We start from the raw sequence: 15,876 nt of genomic DNA, 5'->3' as shown, positions 1-15,876 counted from the left end.
GAGGACCAGTGAGTGGAGCCACGGGTGCTGCGGGAGGCGCCGCCGGCGGCCGTCCGGGCGCAGCACAGGGCGGCGGGGCGTACGGCGTTCCGCAGCCGCCGGCCGAGCATCCGTCCGCGTCCACCTCGCTGATGCCGCCGGTCGGCGGGGCGGGCCAGGGCGGGACGTACGGCGGCCAGCCGACGCCTCCGGCGCCGGGTGCCGCGGCGCCGGGCGGGAGCGGCTTCTCGCAGCCGACGACCTACGCCAAGGGGCAGCCGACCCCGCCCCGGGGCACCCGGGTCGGCGGCGGCAACACGCCGCCCGGCGGGACGCCCGCCGCGGGCACCCGCCGTCCGGCCGCCCCGCCGGCCTCCGGCACCCTGGGCCGGACCAGGAAGGCCCGCCTGCGGGTGACCAAGGCCGACCCGTGGTCGGTCATGAAGGTCAGCTTCCTGCTGTCGCTGGCGGTCGGGATCATCATCATCGTGGCGGCCGCGGTGCTGTGGATGACGCTGGACTCGCTCGGCGTCTTCGACTCGCTCGGCAAGACCCTGAAGGACGTCACCGGCTCGGACACCAACGGCGGCGGCCTGGACATCATGGACTACGTGGGCTTCGGCAAGGTGATGACCTTCACCTCGCTGATCGCGGTGGTCGACGTGGTGCTGCTGACCGCGCTCTCCACGCTCTCGGCGTTCATCTACAACGCGGCGGCCGGCTTCACCGGCGGCATCGAGCTCACCCTGGCCGAGGAGGACTGATCGCCCGGGCGTGACCCGGGATCAGTTACCGCCACGGGCGGGGGCCTTCCGTCCGCGGACGGAATCAGCGGGCCCCACCGGCTGTTGCAGCTGGTGGGGCCCGTCGGCATTTCGGGTGACAGCCGCAGGGCGCGGCGTGCCGCCCGGACGGGCCGGGGGCGCGGTGGGCTTAGCTTGGTCCGCCCGTGCCGCGTCACCCGGTCGCCGCGGGCCTCCCCGGTTCCCGCCGGACGGGTCCGGGACGGCTTGCTCAGGCACGGCGGGACGGAGGCGCGCGATGGCGGAGCTCGCAAGGCGGTTGGTCGAGGCCCTGGACGGGCTGCTGGGGATCCCGGTGCCGCTGCGGGTGCGGGCCTGGGACGGCAGCGTCGCCGGACCGCCGGGGGCGCCCACCGTGGTGCTGCGCAACCGCCGGGCACTGCGCCGGCTGCTCTGGCACCCGGACGAGCTGGGCCTGGCCCGGGCCTACGTCTCGGGGGACCTGGAGGTCGCCCCGGGCACCGACCTGTACGACGTGCTGCGGGCCGTCGCGCACTTCGCCGAGCGTCCGGAGATCCGCCGGCTGCGGCTCGGTCCCGGGGACGTGCTCGGCGTGCGGGGCCGCCGGGTGATGGGCGCGCTGCTGCGGGCCGGCGCGCTGGGCCCCGAGCCGGCGCCGCCGCCGGAGGAGGCCCCGGTGGGCCGGGGGCGGCTGCACAGCCGCGGCCGGGACCGCGCCGCGATCCACCACCACTACGACGTCGGCAACGACTTCTACGCCCTGGTGCTGGGCTCGTCGATGGTCTACTCGTGCGCCTACTGGGAGCCCGCCGCGAAGAGCCTGGAGGCGGCCCAGGAGGCCAAGCTGGACCTCGTCTGCCGCAAGCTCGGCCTGCGGCCCGGGATGCGGCTGCTGGACGTCGGCTCCGGCTGGGGCTCGCTGGTGCTGCACGCGGCCCGGCACTACGGGGTGACGGCGGTCGGCGTCTCGATCTCCGAGGAACAGGTCGCGCTGGCCCGGCGGAGGGTCGAGGAGGCCGGCCTTTCGGACCGGGTGGAGATCCGGCTCCAGGACTACCGGGAGATCCCGGACGGACCGTTCGACGCGATCTCCAGCGTGGGCATGGCGGAGCACGTCGGGGAGGCCCAGTACCGGGTGTACGCGCAGGGCCTGTACCGGCTGCTGGTGCCCGGGGGACGGCTGCTCAACCACCAGATCGCCCGCCGCCCCGATCACCCCGGTGAGCCGTACCGGCCCAGCCCGTTCATCAACCGCTACGTCTTCCCGGACGGCGAGCTCTCCCCGGTCGGTTCCACCGTCTCCCGGCTGGAGGAGGCCGGCTTCGAGGTGCGCGACGTCGAGTCGCTCCGCGAGCACTACGGGCTGACCCTGCGTGAGTGGGTGGCCAACCTGGAGGCGCGCTGGACGGAGGCGGTCGGGCTGGCGGGGCGCGGCCGGGCGCGGGTCTGGCGGCTCTACATGGCGGCCTCCGCGCTGGCCTTCGAGGAGAACCGGATCGGGGTGAACCAGGTCCTCGCGGTGCGCACCACCGCCGGGGGTGCCGCGCACCTCCCGGCGACCCGCGCGCAGTGGCTGGCCGCCCCCGGCTCCGGGACCGGCACCGCCTCCGACCTGCCGGTCCCGCAGGGCCCCGGCGGGGGCCCGGCCCAAACGGATTTGGGGGATCGGGGATCGGTCCGCTAATCTTTCAGTGCGGCAAGGGGCTATAGCTCAGACGGTTAGAGCGCTTCCCTGATAAGGAAGAGGCCACAGGTTCAAGTCCTGTTAGCCCCACCACCGCGAAGGGCCCGGAGCGATGCTCCGGGCCCTTCGGCGTTTTCCGGTCGCCGGTTCCCGGAACCACGGGCGCCGCCCGGGTGTTCTACCGGTGAGGCCGGGGTCCGCCCCGGCGGTGTGCGTCCGACGGTGGAGGCGGTGACGCCATGGGCCTGGTCTTCGCGATGACCATCCCCGGCCTGGTCTGTCTGCTGGTGGTGCTGGCCTTCGTCGACCAGCTGGCGCTCAGGGCGCGCCGGTCGCGCCTGGTGCCGTGGCGGGGGACCGGCCGGGAGGGGCAGATCTCGGCGACCGGCTTCGAGCAGCTGCACGCGCAGTTCGCGGCCGGCAAGCAGCACCAGCTCGACGAGCGGCAGAGCTCCCTGATGCTGCGCGACGAGGAGGACGACGGGGCCCCGCCGCGCACCCGGGTGGACCTGGCGTCCGGGGTGGCGGTGGTGGTGTCGCAGGCCGGTTCCCCGGCCGGTTCGGAGCCCGGTTCCGGGCCCGGTCCGGCGGCCGGTTCCGGGTCCGGCGGGCGGGAACGGTGAGGGCTTCGCGCGGGCTCCGCGCCGGGCCGACCGTACGACAGGAGGTGTGGCGTCAATCCTCCGGCCGGACCGGTCGGTTGGAGGCAGCGGTGGCTGGTCACGATTGGGACACCGGTGTGTATCATCGGCCGCAAGGGCAGTCCGGCATCCCGACCGCCCGTTCGTGCTCGTAACACAACCACGGACTCGTCGGCCCGATCGGAACGATCGGCGCCCGGCTGCTGAGTCCGTCAACGCAAGAAGGACGAGGTCCCGCGGTGAAGAAGCTTCTCCTGGTCGCCCTGGTCGCCCTCGGCGGCTTCTTTGTCTACCGTCAGGTCCAGGCGGACCGCGCCGAGCAGGACCTGTGGACCGAGGCCACCGACCCGGTTCCGGCCGGTCGCTGAGGCCCACGGCGATCTGACGATCGACAGTCTTCGGAGGCGCCGCGCGGCGCCTCCAGGGCCGGCCGGCCCGGTCGGGTGACCGGGTCGGCCGGAGGTTCCGGCCCCGCACGGCAGCAGTGCCGGGACGGGGCACCGGATTCGTACCGGAACCGGGTACGCTAGTGTCCGTCGGTGCGCCCAGTGCCGCCCCGGGGCTTTAGCTCAGTTGGTAGAGCGCTGCCTTTGCAAGGCAGATGTCAGGAGTTCGAGTCTCCTAAGCTCCACAGTTATTTCCACCGTGTGTGGACGGCGACCGGCCGCTGACCTGAATCCTGGTCAGCGGCCGGTCCGCGTTATCAGTGCGGTTCGCGCGGGTCCCGCTGTTCGGAGCCGTCCTCGGCGGGCGCGTCGGCCGGTGCGGGGCCGCCGGTCTCCGGGGAGCCGTTCAGCGGGGTGTCCGGGTCGGTGCCGGAGGCGTGCGCGCCGGTCGGACGGGCCACGGACGGGGGCTCCACCAGCCACTCCGGGTTGCTGCGGTGCCGCCACCACTGCCAGGTGGCGATGCCGCTGCCGATCGCGATCACCCCGGCCACGGCCAGCCCGGTCGCCCAGCCGGCCCGGCGCGACCTGCGGGCGTTGCGGGCCGCGAGGTCGCTGATCTCGGCCGAGGTGACGTTGCCGCGCATGGCGGTCAGCGCGGCCGCGCCGCGGGTCTGGGCCTCCTGGGCGACCGGGACGACGGCCGCGCGGGCCTCCTCGACGGCGTGCACGACCCTGGGGGCGACGGTGCACCGCGCCTGGTCGGCGATCCGGGACGCGGAGTGGCGGGCGGCCAGGGCGGCCTCCTGGGTCCGGTGCAGGGCCTTCAGGGCGTTCTCCTGGGCCTCCGGCGGCAGGCTGGCGAAGGCGTGACCGACCTGGGGGGCGATGTGCCGGTCGTACTGGACGCGGACGGTGTGGGCGGCCTGGGCGGCCTGCTGCCGGGCGTTGTCCGCGAGGTTGCCGGCCGTCGTTCGGGTCGAGTCCAAACGGGTCACGAGTCTCTCCTCCTGGTGGCGTCCTTTATGCACTTATCCACCTGAATGCTGATCATGCATGCGGATTTGTCCGGTGGCATGCCGGAGTGGGCCGTACGCGGGGTGCGCTGGGCCGGTGGGAGGGACGAGTGGGCCGTTCGGCCGGGGGTATGGCCGCAGTAGGCTGGCGGTTCCGGCGGGTCCCCGTCGGGAGCGCGCACGTGTCGTCGCAGCAAGTCGTGGCAGAAGGGATAGCCGATGCTCCCGGACGAGTCGAGGCCGCCGACCGACCCGGCCCCCGGAGCGGGTGGCGCGAACGGGCTGTCCCGGTGCTACCGGCACCCCGAGCAGGAGACCGGCATCGGCTGCTCGCGCTGCGGCCGGCCGATCTGCCCGCAGTGCATGGTGAACGCCTCGGTGGGCTTCCACTGCCCGGAGTGCGTCAGCGAGGGCGGCCGCCAGGTCCGGCGGGCCACCACCCGGTTCGGCGGGCGTCCGGCCGCGGACGGCGCGCTGGTCACCAAGGCGCTGATCGGCATCAACCTGGTGGTCTTCGTGCTGGCCGCCTACGTGCTCACGCCCTGGCTGGCCTTCGACCTCGAACTGCGCAGCTTCTCGCCCGACCGGATCTACCCGTACGCCAACGGCGTCGCCGAGGGCCCGGAGCAGTGGTACCGGCTGCTGACCGCCGTGTTCCTGCACACCGCGCCCTGGCACATCGCCACCAACATGCTGGTGCTCTGGGTGCTGGGCCCGCAGCTGGAGGCGGCCCTGGGCCGGGCCCGCTTCCTCGCGCTCTACCTGCTCTCCGGCCTGGCCGGCAGCGCCTTCGCCTTCCTGCTGGCCGGCGACGGGATGCGCTCGCTGGGCGCCTCCGGGGCGGTCTTCGGCCTGCTGGGCGCGACCGTGGTGCTCTACCGGCGGGTCCGGGCGCCGCTCGGGCCGATCGTCGCGCTGCTGGTGTTCAACCTGATCGTCACCTTCTCGGTGCAGGGGATCGACTGGCGCGCGCACCTCGGCGGCCTGATCGCCGGGATGCTGACCGCGGCCGGGCTGATGTACGCGCCGCGGGCCCACCGGGCGACCGTGCAGGGGCTGACGCTGGCGGGGGTGGCCGGCCTGGTGCTGGCGATGGTGCTCGTCGGGACGGCCGCCTACGGGTGATCCGCCCGCACCGGACCCGCACGGGCGTCCGGTGCCCGCACGGTTGTCCACAGCAGGTGCGCGGTTGTGCACAGGTGGTGCGAACGACTCCTCGCGGACGCCTGTTCTACGCGTGTCCTGCTGTGCGTATCCGGCAGGTGACGGAAAGGTGCGCGGCGGTGCGGAACGCGCCCCCTGCGCGAGTTATCCACAGGCCCGTGCGACTTTTCCCCACTGTGGATAACCATGTGGATAAACATGAGATCGGATGGTCGCGCACGGGCATCGCGGGTGGGCGCCCGCCGTCCGGGCACACCACGGCGCCGCCCCGGGACGGACCGTCCGGGGCGGCGGTGAAGGAGCTCAGGGCAGCAGCCCCGGCGTCACTTCCACTGGGTGGAGACGCCGAAACCCGCCGCGATGAAGCCGAAGCCCACCAGGATGTTCCAGTTCCGCCAGCTCTCCACGGGCCAGCTGCCGCTGGTCACGTAGTAGGTGACGATCCAGACCAGACCGACCAGGAACAGCGCCAGCATCAGTGGGGCAACCCAGCCGCGGCCCGAACTGATCTTCACCGTCGCCGTGGTCGGCGGGGTGTAGTCGGACTTCTTGCGGAGTCGAGACTTCGGCACGAGGAGCTCTCCTGTCGATGCGCTGTGACCGCGCAGGGGTTCACGGTGGTGTGGCGGCGTCCGTTAGCGTAGTGGTTCGGCGGGTCCGAAGGAGATAAGGGTACGGTGCCTAATTTGTCGATTCCCCCTCGGCCGGCCCGTACCCAGGCCTCCGGCACCCGAATTGTCGGACGTGCCCTGACCTGCGCCGTCTTCGCGCTCGCCGGACTGCTCTTCTACATCAGCGCGCAGACCGCGCGCGGCACCGACCTGCGCACCGACAACTCGCTGCTCAGCCTCTCCGACGTGATACGGCAGCGCAGCGCGCAGAACCAGCAGTCCCAGGCCCAGCTCGCCGACCTCCAGGAGCGGGCCCAGCGGCTCACCGACCAGCAGGGCAGCCCCGCCGACGCCGCGCAGCTCACCGCCCTGGAGCAGGCCGCCGCCCTGGACCCGCTCCAGGGCCCCGGCCTGACCGTCACCCTCAACGACGCCCCGCCGAACGCGACCGCGCGCGTGCCCGGCGTGCGCGAGCCGGACGTCAACGACCTGGTCATCCACCAGCAGGACATCCAGGCCGTGGTCAACGCGCTCTGGCGGGCCGGCGCCGAGGGGGTCCAGGTGATGGACCAGCGGCTGATCTCCACCAGCGCCGTGCGCTGCGTCGGCAACACCCTGCTGCTCCAGGGCCGGGTCTACTCGCCGCCGTACGTGGTCAAGGCGGTCGGGAAGACCGACGCGCTGCGCGCCTCGGTGGAGGCGGACCCGACGATCCGCAACTACCTGCAGTACGTACAGGCGTACGGCCTGGGGTGGAAGGTGCAGGAGAGCGGCGACCTCTCGCTGCCCGGTTACTCGGGAACGGCCGACCTGCGCGCGGCCACCGGCCAGCAGTAGACCGGCGGGACGGCCCTGCCCGGAACGGGGCGGGGTCTACGCTTGACCCCAGTCCGCTACGTCGAGGGAGCACCATGTACGGCTGGATCTGGCGTCACCTGCCGGGGAACACCCTGGTCAAGGCCGTCGTCTCGGTGCTCCTCGTGCTGGGGATCGTCTACCTCCTCTTCACCTACGTCTTCCCCTGGGCGGAACCGCTGCTCCCCTTCGGCGACGTCACAGTGGACGGAGACGGCGGCGACGGCGCCGTCGGCTGACCCGGAGGCCCCGCCCCCGCCCCAGTCCCCGCACCCCCCGGAGAACGCGCGCCCATGACCTCCCGGCCGACCCCGCCCCGCATCCTGGTCGTCGACAACTACGACAGCTTCGTCTTCAACCTGGTCCAGTACCTCTACCAGCTCGGCGCCACCTGCGAGGTGGTCCGCAACGACGAGGTGACCGTCGAGCACGCGGTGCGCCGCGACGGCGGCGCCGGCTTCGACGGGGTGCTGCTCTCCCCCGGCCCGGGCGCGCCCGAGGAGGCCGGCGTCTGCATCGAGATGGTGCACCACTGCGCGCGGATCGGACTGCCGGTCTTCGGCGTCTGCCTGGGCCTGCAGTCGATCGCGGTGGCCTACGGCGCCGTGGTCGGCCGGGCGCCCGAGCTGCTGCACGGCAAGACCTCGCCGGTCGAGCACGAGGACGGCGGGGTCTTCGCCGGCCTGCCCTCGCCGCTCACCGCGACCCGCTACCACTCGCTGGCGGTCGAACCCGCGACGGTGCCGGACGAGCTGGTGGTCACCGCCCGCACCGGGAGCGGCGTGATCATGGGGCTGCGGCACCGCGACCTCGCGGTCGAGGGCGTGCAGTTCCACCCGGAGTCGGTGCTCACCGAGGGCGGCCACCGGATGCTCGCCAACTGGCTGGCCGAGTGCGGCGACCCGCAGGCCGTCGACCGGTCGGCCGGGCTCGCCCCGGTGATCGGCCGGGGCTGAGCGGCGTGACCGCGGTGCGTCCGGAGCAGCGCCACCAACCGGAGGCGGATCCGCAGGGCGGCGGCGCGTACCAGGGTGGTGCGCCGTACCAGCAGCAGTTCCCCCCGGGCGGTCCGTACGCGCAGCCGGCCGACCCCTACCAGCAGGGCCACCAGGGCCCGTACGCCCCGTACGCCGAGCCCGGGCAGCAGGTCCCGCCCGGGCCGTACCAGCAGGACCAGTACCAGCAGGGCCAGCAGGGCCAGTACCAGGGCTACGACCCGTACCAGGAGCAGCAGCTCCGGCGCGGCGGCCACATCCCCGCCCAGCCGGGCCCGGAGCAGGGCTGGGCGGCGCAGCAGCACGGCGCCGAGGACGGCTGGGGCGTCTACGAGCAGGCCGCGGCCCCCGTCGCGCCCGAGCGGGCCGAGGAGACGCTCCGGCTGCACCTGGAGAGCCCGGACGCGTTCGCGACGGAGCAGGCGGTGCTCGCCGCCGCCGAGACGGTCACCATGGACGCGCTGGGCGCCGAACCGGTCCCGCCCGCCACCGGTGGCCGGGCCGAGCGCCGCCGGGCCGCCCAGGGACGCGGACGGCGCCGCGCGGGCGGCCGGACCGCCGCCGCGGACCGCCCCCGGCCGAAGGAGTCGGCGGCGGTGGTCCTCGCCCGCTTCCTCGGCGAGCTGTGCATCACCCTCGGCCTGGTGATGCTGCTCTTCGTCTCCTACCAGCTCTGGTGGACCAACGTGCAGGCCGACGCGGCCGCCGACGGGGCCCGCAGCCAGCTGGAGGAGCAGTTCGACGCGGCCGCCCCGGCCCCGGCGGCGGGACAGCCGGCCCCGGATCCGGCCAAACCGGAGACCTTCGAGCCCGGCAAGGGCTTCGCGATCATCCACATGCCGAAGCTGGGCCAGAAGTTCCCGATCGCCGAGGGAACCGCCAAGGGCTCGGTGCTCGACAAGGGCCTGGTGGGGCACTACACCGGTACCGGGATGCCGGCCGACAAGGCGGGCAACTTCGCGCTGGCCGCGCACCGCAACACCCACGGTGAGCCGTTCCGGCGGATCAACCAGCTCGGCAAGGGCGACAAGATCGTGGTGGAGACCGCGACCGCGTACTACACCTACGAGGTCACCGGGGGAATCCCGGAGACCCCGCCGTCCAACGTGAGCGTGATCAAGCCGGTGCCGAACGGCGCCGGGTACAGCGGGCCGGGCCGGTACATCACGCTGACCACGTGCACGCCGGAGTTCAGCTCGAAGTACCGGCTGATCATCTTTGGGAAGATGACCGAGGAACGGCCGCGCGGCCAGGGCAAGCCGGCCGCCCTCACGGGAGGCTGACCGCGAGCGGGCGAGTAGCAAGGGGAGAGATGTGACTCAGGAGACCGAAGCGGTGGCCGAGGAGGCCTTCCCGCCGCCCGCCGAGCGGTCCGGGCACGGCACGGGGCCGCGGCGCGGGCGGGGGCGGGCGCTGGCCGTGCTGGGGGTCTTCGGCGAGCTGCTGATCACCCTCGGTCTGGTGCTCGGCCTGTTCGTCTCCTACTCGCTCTGGTGGACCGACGTGCTGGCGGACCGGTCCGCCGCCGCGGCCTCCGACCAGCTGCGCGACTCCTGGGCGGCCGGGGGACCGGCCGCTCCCCCGGCCGGCTCGCCCGCCGCCACCCCCGGCTCCCCGGGGACTCCGGGGACTCCGGGGGCCTCCGGCACCCAGGCACCCGGCGCCGGCCCGACCGCGGGCGCGGGTGCGGTCGGAACCGGGCAGACCCCCGCGACGGGCGAGGGCCTCGGCTTCCTGCACGTCCCCGCGATGGGCCGGGGCTACCAGGTGCTGATCCGGATGGGCACCGACGCGGACACCCTGGCCGAGGGCGTCGCCGGCGTCTACGAGCAGCCGTACCGCGCGGCGATGCCCTGGGACGAGTCCGGCAACTTCGCGCTGGCCGCCCACCGGGACGGGCACGGGGCGAAGTTCCACGACCTCGACGCCCTCCGCAAGGGCGACGCGGTCGTCGTCGAGACCCGGGACAAGTGGTACGTCTACCGGGTCGACAACACGCTCCCGGAGACCTCCAAGTTCGACACCGGCATCGTCGCCCCGGTGCCGAAGGGCTCGGGCTACACCGGGCCGGGCCGGTACATCACGCTGACCACCTGCACCCCGGTCTACACCTCGCGCTACCGGATGGCGGTCTGGGGGAGCCTGGTGCGGGTGGACGACGTGGACGCCAAGCGCACCCCGCCCGCCGAGCTGCGGCGCGGCTGAGGGCCGCCTGGGCCGCTCCAGGGGCCCCGCACGGGCCCGCCCGCCCCGTCCGGCCCCGCAGGCCGCGGGAAACGCCCGAGGGCCCGTCGACACGGTGTCGACGGGCCCTCGCGGCTGTCGGGGAACAACCCAGCCGGTCGGTCCGGCCCCGAGGGGCTCAGAACCAGGGGAACCAGGGCTTAGTTGTTGGGTCCCCCTTTGGTGTTCGTGGGGTTGGGGAATCCGGGGATCCCGGGAAGTGTGGGGGTTTCGTTCCCTTTCGGCGGGTCGACCGCCCTGGTCGTCAGCCCGACCGAGGTGCTCGGGTCCACCTGGGTCCCGGCGCCCGGGGTCGAGGAGACGACGATCGCGTTCGGGTCCTGCGGGCCCTGGACGACCATGTACTTCAGGCCCGCGCCTTCGAGCGTCTTGATGGCTTCCTTGAGCGTGACGTTCTGCAGCGGCGGGACGCTGACCTTCTCCTGCGCCTTGTAGATGGTCAGCGTGATCTTGGTGTTGGCCGGCTGCTTGCCGCCCGCCGGGCTCTGCGAGGCCACCGTGTTGACCTTGGCCGGGTCGTTGGTCGTCGCCGTCTTCGAGGCGTCCACCTGGAAGCCCGCGCCCTCCAGCGCGGCCTGCGCGGCCTCCTTCTGCTGGCCGACCACGCTCGGCACGTTGATCTTGGCCTTGCCCTGCGAGACGGTCAGCTTGACCGGCGCGGACGGGTCGGCGCTGCCGTTGTCCGGGGCCTGCGCGATGACCTGGTCCAGCGGGGCGTTGTCGTCGTCCTTGTACTCGGTGGTGACGTTGGCGAAGCCGGCGTCGCCGAGCGCCTTGATGGCCTGGTCCTTGGTCTTGCCGACGACACCCGGCACGGTGGCCTTGGCCGGGCCCGAGGACAGCTGCACGGTGATGGTGGCGGCCTCGGCCACCTGGGTGCCGGCCACCGGGGTCTGCGTGCAGACCTGGTCCTTCTTGACGTTGGTGTCCGGGCAGGCGATCTTCTCGCCCTCGGTCACCACCAGCTTGGGGCCGATCTGGGTGACGGCCGTCCTGGCCTCGGTCAGGGTCTTGCCGACCAGGCTGGGCGCCGTGAGCTTCGGGGCGTCCTTGGGGTCGTCGCCCTTCTTGTTGCTGAACATCGCCTGGGCGACGAAGAAGGTGCCGACCAGGACCAGCACGGCGGCGACCGCCAGCACGATCCAGGAGGTGTTGCTCTTCTTCGGCGGCTCCTCGGCGCGCCGGCCGCCGCGGCCGTAGCCGTCGTCGTAGCCGTCGTTGCCGCCGCCCTGGGCGCCGGCGTAGGTCTGGCCGTAGCCGTCGTCGTAACCGGCCTGGGGCTGGGCGGCGTAGCCGGCCGGGGCGGCCTGCGGCAGCACGGTGGTCGGACCGCCGGGGACCTGCTGCGGCAGCACGTTGGTCTGGCCGTACGGGTCGTGCTGCTGCGGGTAGCCGTTCTGGTCGTAGCCGTACCCGGCGGCGCCCATGCCGTAGGCGGCGGCCTGCTGGGCGGCGGCCACCGGCAGGCCGTCGAGGAAGCGCTCGATGTCGTCGCGCATCTCGTCGGCGGTCTGGTAGCGGTAGTCGCGGTCCTTGGCGAGCGCCTTGAGCACGATCGCGTCGACCTCGGGGCGCACCTCGGGGTCGAAGACGGACGGCGGCTGCGCCTCCTCCCGGACGTGCTGGTAGGCGACGGCCACGGGGGAGTCGCCGACGAACGGCGGGCGGACGGTGAGCAGCTCGTAGAGCAGGCAGCCGGTGGAGTAGAGGTCGGAGCGGGCGTCCACCTGCTCGCCCTTGGCCTGCTCCGGGGAGAGGTACTGGGCGGTGCCGATGACGGCGGAGGTCTGCGTCATCGTCATGCCGGCGTCGCCCATCGCGCGGGCGATGCCGAAGTCCATCACCTTGACGTTGCCCTGCCGGGTGAGCATGACGTTGGCGGGCTTGATGTCGCGGTGCACGATGCCGGCCCGGTGCGAGTACTCCAGGGCCTGCAGGATGCCGATGGTCATCTCCAGCGCCCGCTCCGGCAGCAGCCGGCGACCGGAGTGCAGCAGCTCGCGCAGGGTGGAGCCCTCGACGTACTCCATCACGATGTACGGGATGGAGATGCCGTCGATGTAGTCCTCGCCGGTGTCGTACACGGCGACGATCGCGGGATGGTTCAACGACGCCGCGGACTGCGCCTCGCGGCGGAATCGGGCCTGGAACGACGGATCACGGGCCATGTCGGCCCGGAGCGTCTTCACGGCGACGGAGCGGCCGAGCCGGGTGTCATGGGCGAGGTACACCTCGGCCATGCCGCCGCGTCCGAGGACGCCGCCGAGCTCGTACCTGCCGCCGAGGCGACGAGGCTCTTCCATAGTTCAGACCCTCTCCCTCACACGCCGGTGAGGTTGTGACGTAGGTGTCCCCGCACGCTCCGTGTGACGCCGTCCGGGCCCCGGGTGGTTCTGCGGTCAGGACCGTCCGGCACCGCGTGGACGGCAACGGGCACACCCGTTGCTGCGGATACGCTACCGGTCGGACCGCGCCGGACCCGAGTCGACCGCAGGCCGATACCAGACCGGTATGCGGACACGGCTCCCGATCGTGACTTATCCCTCACCGGCCGGCGCCCGTCGTCACTTGCCCAGGACGGCCTGCATCACCGACTTCGCGATCGGCGCGGCGAGCCGGCCGCCGCTGATGCCGTCGCGGTTGTTGGAGCCGTCCTCGACGACCACCGCGACCGCGACCGAGCGGCCGTCGGCGGCCTTGGCGTAGGAGGTGAACCAGGCGAACGGCAGGCCCGCGTTGCCCTCGCCGTGCTGGGCGGTACCGGTCTTCCCGCCGACGGTCAGGCCGGGGATCCTGGCGTTCCTGCCGGTGCCGTTCTCGACCACCGAGACCATGAGGTCCTGCAGCTTCTGCGCGGTGGCCGGGCTGACCGGCTGGGAGAACTGCTTCGGGTCGTGCTTGGAGATGGTGGTCAGCGAGGCGGAGCGCTCCTCCTCCACCAGGTAGGGTTGCATCAGGGTGCCGTTGTTGGCGATCGCCGCCGAGACCATCGCCATCTGCAGCGGAGTGGCCTGGGTGTCGTGCTGGCCGATCGAGTCCTGGGCGGTGCCGTCCGGGGTGGAGTTGGACGGGAAGACGCTCTTCTCGGAGCGGACCGGGGTGTCGATGGTGCTGTTGAAGCCGAACTTCTCGGCCTGCACCCGCATCTTGTCCTTGCCCAGGTCGGCGCCCATCTTGGCGAACACCGTGTTGCAGGACTGGTCCATGCCGGACTTGATGGTGGCGTTGCCGCACCTCTCCTGCTCGGACTCGTTCTTCAGCACGAAGTTGGTGCCCGGCAGGGTGTACGGGTCCGGCGTCTGGGTCTGGTCGTCGATGTTCTGGTACAGGCCGTTCTCGAACGCCGCCGCCGCGGTGACCAGCTTGAAGGTCGAGCCGGGCGGGTAGGTCTCGCGCAGCGCGCGGTTGAGCATCGGCTTGTTCGGGTCGGCGTTGAGGTCGGTCCAGGCCTTGGTGTCCGAGTCCTCGTTGCCGGCGAAGCTGGCCGGGTCGTAGGACGGCGTGGAGACCAGGGAGAGGATCGCGCCGGTCTTCGGGTCGAGGGCGACGACCGCGCCCTTCTTGTTGCCGAGCCCCTCGAAGGCGGCCTTCTGGGCCTTGGAGTTGATCGTGGTGACGACGTCGCCGCCGCGCTTCTGCTCGCCGGTCAGCATGTCCAGGGTGTTGCGGAAGAACAGCCGGTCGTCGCTGCCGGAGAGGATGCCGTCCTCCAGCTGCTCCAGCTGGCTGGAACCGAAGGCCTGCGAGGAGTAGCCGGTCACCGGGGCGTACATCTGGGGGTCGGTCCAGGAGCGCTTGTACTTGTAGCGCAGGCCGTTCACGAAGGTGGACTGGGTGATCGGCTGGCCGTCGACCACGATGTTGCCGCGCGGGTAGGCGTAGCGGTCGTAGACCTGGCGCTTGTTGTACTTGTTGCTCGCCCAGGCGTCGGCCTGCACGCCCTGGATCCAGTTGGTGCGCACCATGAGGGCCAGGACCAGCACGAGGCAGAAGATCGAGACCCGGCGGATCGGCTTGTTCACGAGGCGGTGCCCCCCTGGATCTCGGGTGTGGGGGTGTGTTCCACCCCGGGACGGCGGGCGTTGTCGCTGATCTTCAGCAGGATCGCGACGAGCGCCCAGTTGGCGACCACGGAGGAGCCGCCCTGGGCGAGGAAGGGCATGGTCATACCGGTCAGCGGGATCAGGCCGGTGACACCGCCGGCGACCACGAAGACCTGCAGCGCCATCGCCGAGGAGAGGCCGACGGCGAGGAGCTTGCCGAACGGGTCGCGGGCGGCGACCGCGGTGCGCAGGCCGCGCTGGATCAGCAGGGCGTACAGCATGAAGATCGCCATCATGCCGGTGAGGCCGAGCTCCTCGCCGAAGGAGCCGAGGATGAAGTCGCTCTTGGCGGCGAAGCCGATCAGCCAGGACCGGCCCTGACCGAGGCCGGAGCCGGTCACCCCGCCGGAGCCGAAGGACATCAGCGCCTGGCCGATCTGCTCGGTGGCGTACGTGGGGTGGTTCGGTTCGAAGGCGGCCATCGGGTTGAGCCAGGCGTCGATGCGGGTCTTCACGTGGCTGGTGGTGGAGGCCACCGCGACCGCGCCGCCGACCGACATCAGCAGGCCGACGACGATCCAGCTGGTCCGCTCGGTGGCGACGTAGAGCATCACCACGAAGAGGCCGAAGTACAGGAACGAGGAGCCGAGGTCGTTCTCGAAGATCAGGATGAGCAGGCTGAGCAGCCAGATCACGATGATCGGGCCGAGGTCGCGCCCGCGCGGCAGGTACAGGCCCATGAACCGGCGGCTGGCCAGCGCCAGGGCGTCCCGCTTCACCATCAGGTAGCCGGCGAAGAACACGGTCAGGATGATCTTGGCGAACTCACCGGGCTGGATCGAGAAGGCGCCCATCCGGATCCAGATCTTGGCGCCGAAGTCCTCCTTGCGCTCCGGGAAGAACGCCGGCGCGGCGAGCAGCACCAGGGCCACCGCCATCGAGATGTAGGTGTAGCGCTGGAGGACCCGGTGGTCCTTCAGGAAGACCATCACCGCGATGAAGAGGGCGATGCCCAGGCCCGACCACATCAGCTGGTTGGCGGCGGCCGGGTAGTTGCTCTTCAGCAGCGGGCCGGCCTTGTCGAGCCGCCAGATCATCACCACGCCGAGCCCGTTCAGCAGGGTGGCGATGGGCAGCATCAGCGGGTCCGCGTACGGCGCGAACTTCCGCATCAGCAGGTGGGCGATCAGGGCCAGCGCGCCCATGCCGAGGCCGTAGCCGAGCATGCCGGCCGGCAGCGAGCCGTCCATCGCCAGGCCCACGTTGGCGTACGCCAGGACCGGCAGCGCCACGGCGAAGGCGAGCATCGCCAGCTCGGTGTTGCGGCGGTTCGGGGTCGCCTGCGGCGAGATGGTGGTGTTGCGGCGCCGCCGCGAGGACGCGCGGTCGGCCGGCACGCCGGCATCCCGGCGGTTGGCGTCGCTGCTCACATCGAAGGTACTCACGATCAAGCCGCTCCCTGACGGCCGGCGGGCCCGCTCGGAGCGGGCCCGG

Annotated in this window: 15 protein-coding genes and 2 tRNA genes; 12 read left to right on the top strand and 5 right to left on the bottom strand. The window is 72.3% G+C overall.

The features are described from left to right. Positions 1 to 8 precede the first annotated feature (8 nt). The 6 genes from ABT238_RS05220 (at position 9) to ABT238_RS05195 (ending at position 3,699) form a co-directional block, all read left to right on the top strand. The gene (locus ABT238_RS05220) at positions 9 to 743 is read left to right on the top strand and encodes a DUF3566 domain-containing protein (protein ID WP_350560568.1); all 735 of its coding nucleotides are present in this window, start codon (positions 9 to 11) and stop codon (positions 741 to 743) included. A gap of 277 nt (positions 744 to 1,020) precedes the next feature. Beyond that, complete coding sequence (locus ABT238_RS05215) at positions 1,021 to 2,427, top strand: class I SAM-dependent methyltransferase (RefSeq protein ID WP_350560566.1); 1,407 nt, start codon at positions 1,021 to 1,023, stop codon at positions 2,425 to 2,427. A 16-nt stretch (positions 2,428 to 2,443) separates the two neighbouring features. Next, positions 2,444 to 2,520: transfer RNA gene (locus tag ABT238_RS05210), tRNA-Ile, on the top strand. Positions 2,521 to 2,666: 146 nt separating this feature from the next. Next, the gene (locus ABT238_RS05205; RefSeq protein WP_350560564.1) at positions 2,667 to 3,050 is read left to right on the top strand and encodes a DUF6191 domain-containing protein; all 384 of its coding nucleotides are present in this window, start codon (positions 2,667 to 2,669) and stop codon (positions 3,048 to 3,050) included. A gap of 257 nt (positions 3,051 to 3,307) precedes the next feature. Beyond that, a complete protein-coding gene (locus ABT238_RS05200) occupies positions 3,308 to 3,436 on the top strand; it encodes a DLW-39 family protein (RefSeq protein ID WP_014137031.1) in 129 nt (42 codons plus the stop codon). A 190-nt stretch (positions 3,437 to 3,626) separates the two neighbouring features. Next, positions 3,627 to 3,699: transfer RNA gene (locus tag ABT238_RS05195), tRNA-Ala, on the top strand. 72 nt (positions 3,700 to 3,771) lie between these two features. Here the strand turns inward: ABT238_RS05195 and ABT238_RS05190 are convergent. Then, positions 3,772 to 4,452 carry a DUF5324 family protein gene (locus ABT238_RS05190; protein ID WP_350560562.1) on the bottom strand — a complete coding sequence of 227 codons (681 nt, stop codon included), beginning with the start codon at positions 4,450 to 4,452 and terminating at the stop codon, positions 3,772 to 3,774. Positions 4,453 to 4,689: 237 nt separating this feature from the next. On the opposite strand from ABT238_RS05190, the gene ABT238_RS05185 reads away from it, so the two are divergent. After that, positions 4,690 to 5,595 carry a rhomboid family intramembrane serine protease gene (locus tag ABT238_RS05185; protein ID WP_350755575.1) on the top strand — a complete coding sequence of 302 codons (906 nt, stop codon included), beginning with the start codon at positions 4,690 to 4,692 and terminating at the stop codon, positions 5,593 to 5,595. 362 nt (positions 5,596 to 5,957) lie between these two features. Here ABT238_RS05185 and crgA read toward each other — a convergent pair whose 3' ends face one another. Further along, a complete protein-coding gene (gene crgA, locus ABT238_RS05180; RefSeq protein ID WP_350560558.1) occupies positions 5,958 to 6,206 on the bottom strand; it encodes a cell division protein CrgA in 249 nt (82 codons plus the stop codon). A gap of 114 nt (positions 6,207 to 6,320) precedes the next feature. Between crgA and ABT238_RS05175 the strand changes: the two genes are divergently transcribed. The 5 genes from ABT238_RS05175 to ABT238_RS05155 all read left to right on the top strand — a co-directional run bounded on the left by ABT238_RS05175 (position 6,321) and on the right by ABT238_RS05155 (position 10,300). After that, positions 6,321 to 7,082, top strand: coding sequence for a DUF881 domain-containing protein (locus tag ABT238_RS05175; RefSeq protein ID WP_502884126.1), 762 nt, complete (start codon positions 6,321 to 6,323; stop codon positions 7,080 to 7,082). Positions 7,083 to 7,156: 74 nt separating this feature from the next. Continuing rightward, positions 7,157 to 7,339, top strand: coding sequence for a hypothetical protein (locus tag ABT238_RS05170; protein WP_350560556.1), 183 nt, complete (start codon positions 7,157 to 7,159; stop codon positions 7,337 to 7,339). A gap of 54 nt (positions 7,340 to 7,393) precedes the next feature. Then, positions 7,394 to 8,056, top strand: coding sequence for an aminodeoxychorismate/anthranilate synthase component II (locus tag ABT238_RS05165; RefSeq protein WP_350755574.1), 663 nt, complete (start codon positions 7,394 to 7,396; stop codon positions 8,054 to 8,056). Between the two features lie 5 nt (positions 8,057 to 8,061). Beyond that, complete coding sequence (locus tag ABT238_RS05160; protein WP_350560552.1) at positions 8,062 to 9,378, top strand: class E sortase; 1,317 nt, start codon at positions 8,062 to 8,064, stop codon at positions 9,376 to 9,378. A 31-nt stretch (positions 9,379 to 9,409) separates the two neighbouring features. Continuing rightward, positions 9,410 to 10,300: a class E sortase gene (locus ABT238_RS05155; RefSeq protein WP_502891395.1), complete on the top strand. Its 891-nt coding sequence runs from the start codon at positions 9,410 to 9,412 to the stop codon at positions 10,298 to 10,300. Between the two features lie 179 nt (positions 10,301 to 10,479). Here the strand turns inward: ABT238_RS05155 and pknB are convergent, their stop codons facing one another. The 3 genes from pknB to ABT238_RS05140 all read right to left on the bottom strand — a co-directional run bounded on the left by pknB (position 10,480) and on the right by ABT238_RS05140 (position 15,779). Continuing rightward, complete coding sequence (pknB, locus tag ABT238_RS05150) at positions 10,480 to 12,642, bottom strand: Stk1 family PASTA domain-containing Ser/Thr kinase (RefSeq protein ID WP_350755573.1); 2,163 nt, start codon at positions 12,640 to 12,642, stop codon at positions 10,480 to 10,482. 261 nt (positions 12,643 to 12,903) lie between these two features. Further along, positions 12,904 to 14,361: a peptidoglycan D,D-transpeptidase FtsI family protein gene (locus ABT238_RS05145; protein WP_350560548.1), complete on the bottom strand. Its 1,458-nt coding sequence runs from the start codon at positions 14,359 to 14,361 to the stop codon at positions 12,904 to 12,906. Next, the gene (locus tag ABT238_RS05140; protein ID WP_502891396.1) at positions 14,358 to 15,779 is read right to left on the bottom strand and encodes an FtsW/RodA/SpoVE family cell cycle protein; all 1,422 of its coding nucleotides are present in this window, start codon (positions 15,777 to 15,779) and stop codon (positions 14,358 to 14,360) included. Before ABT238_RS05140 ends, ABT238_RS05145 begins: the two co-directional genes overlap by 4 nt. Between the last annotated feature and the right edge of the window lie 97 nt (positions 15,780 to 15,876).

This window comes from Kitasatospora sp. NPDC001527, from assembly GCF_040298605.1.
Taxonomy (GTDB): Bacteria; Actinomycetota; Actinomycetes; order Streptomycetales; family Streptomycetaceae; genus Kitasatospora.
This window is presented reverse-complemented; position numbering and strand designations above follow the sequence as displayed.

Coding starts and splice junctions, on each gene's coding strand:
- ABT238_RS05185 (WP_350755575.1), top strand. CDS start 4,690: ATGCTCCCGGACGAGTCGAGGCCGCCGACCGACCCGGCCCCCGGAGCG.
- ABT238_RS05205 (WP_350560564.1), top strand. CDS start 2,667: ATGGGCCTGGTCTTCGCGATGACCATCCCCGGCCTGGTCTGTCTGCTG.
- ABT238_RS05170 (WP_350560556.1), top strand. CDS start 7,157: ATGTACGGCTGGATCTGGCGTCACCTGCCGGGGAACACCCTGGTCAAG.
- ABT238_RS05165 (WP_350755574.1), top strand. CDS start 7,394: ATGACCTCCCGGCCGACCCCGCCCCGCATCCTGGTCGTCGACAACTAC.
- ABT238_RS05215 (WP_350560566.1), top strand. CDS start 1,021: ATGGCGGAGCTCGCAAGGCGGTTGGTCGAGGCCCTGGACGGGCTGCTG.
- pknB (WP_350755573.1), bottom strand. CDS start 12,642: ATGGAAGAGCCTCGTCGCCTCGGCGGCAGGTACGAGCTCGGCGGCGTC.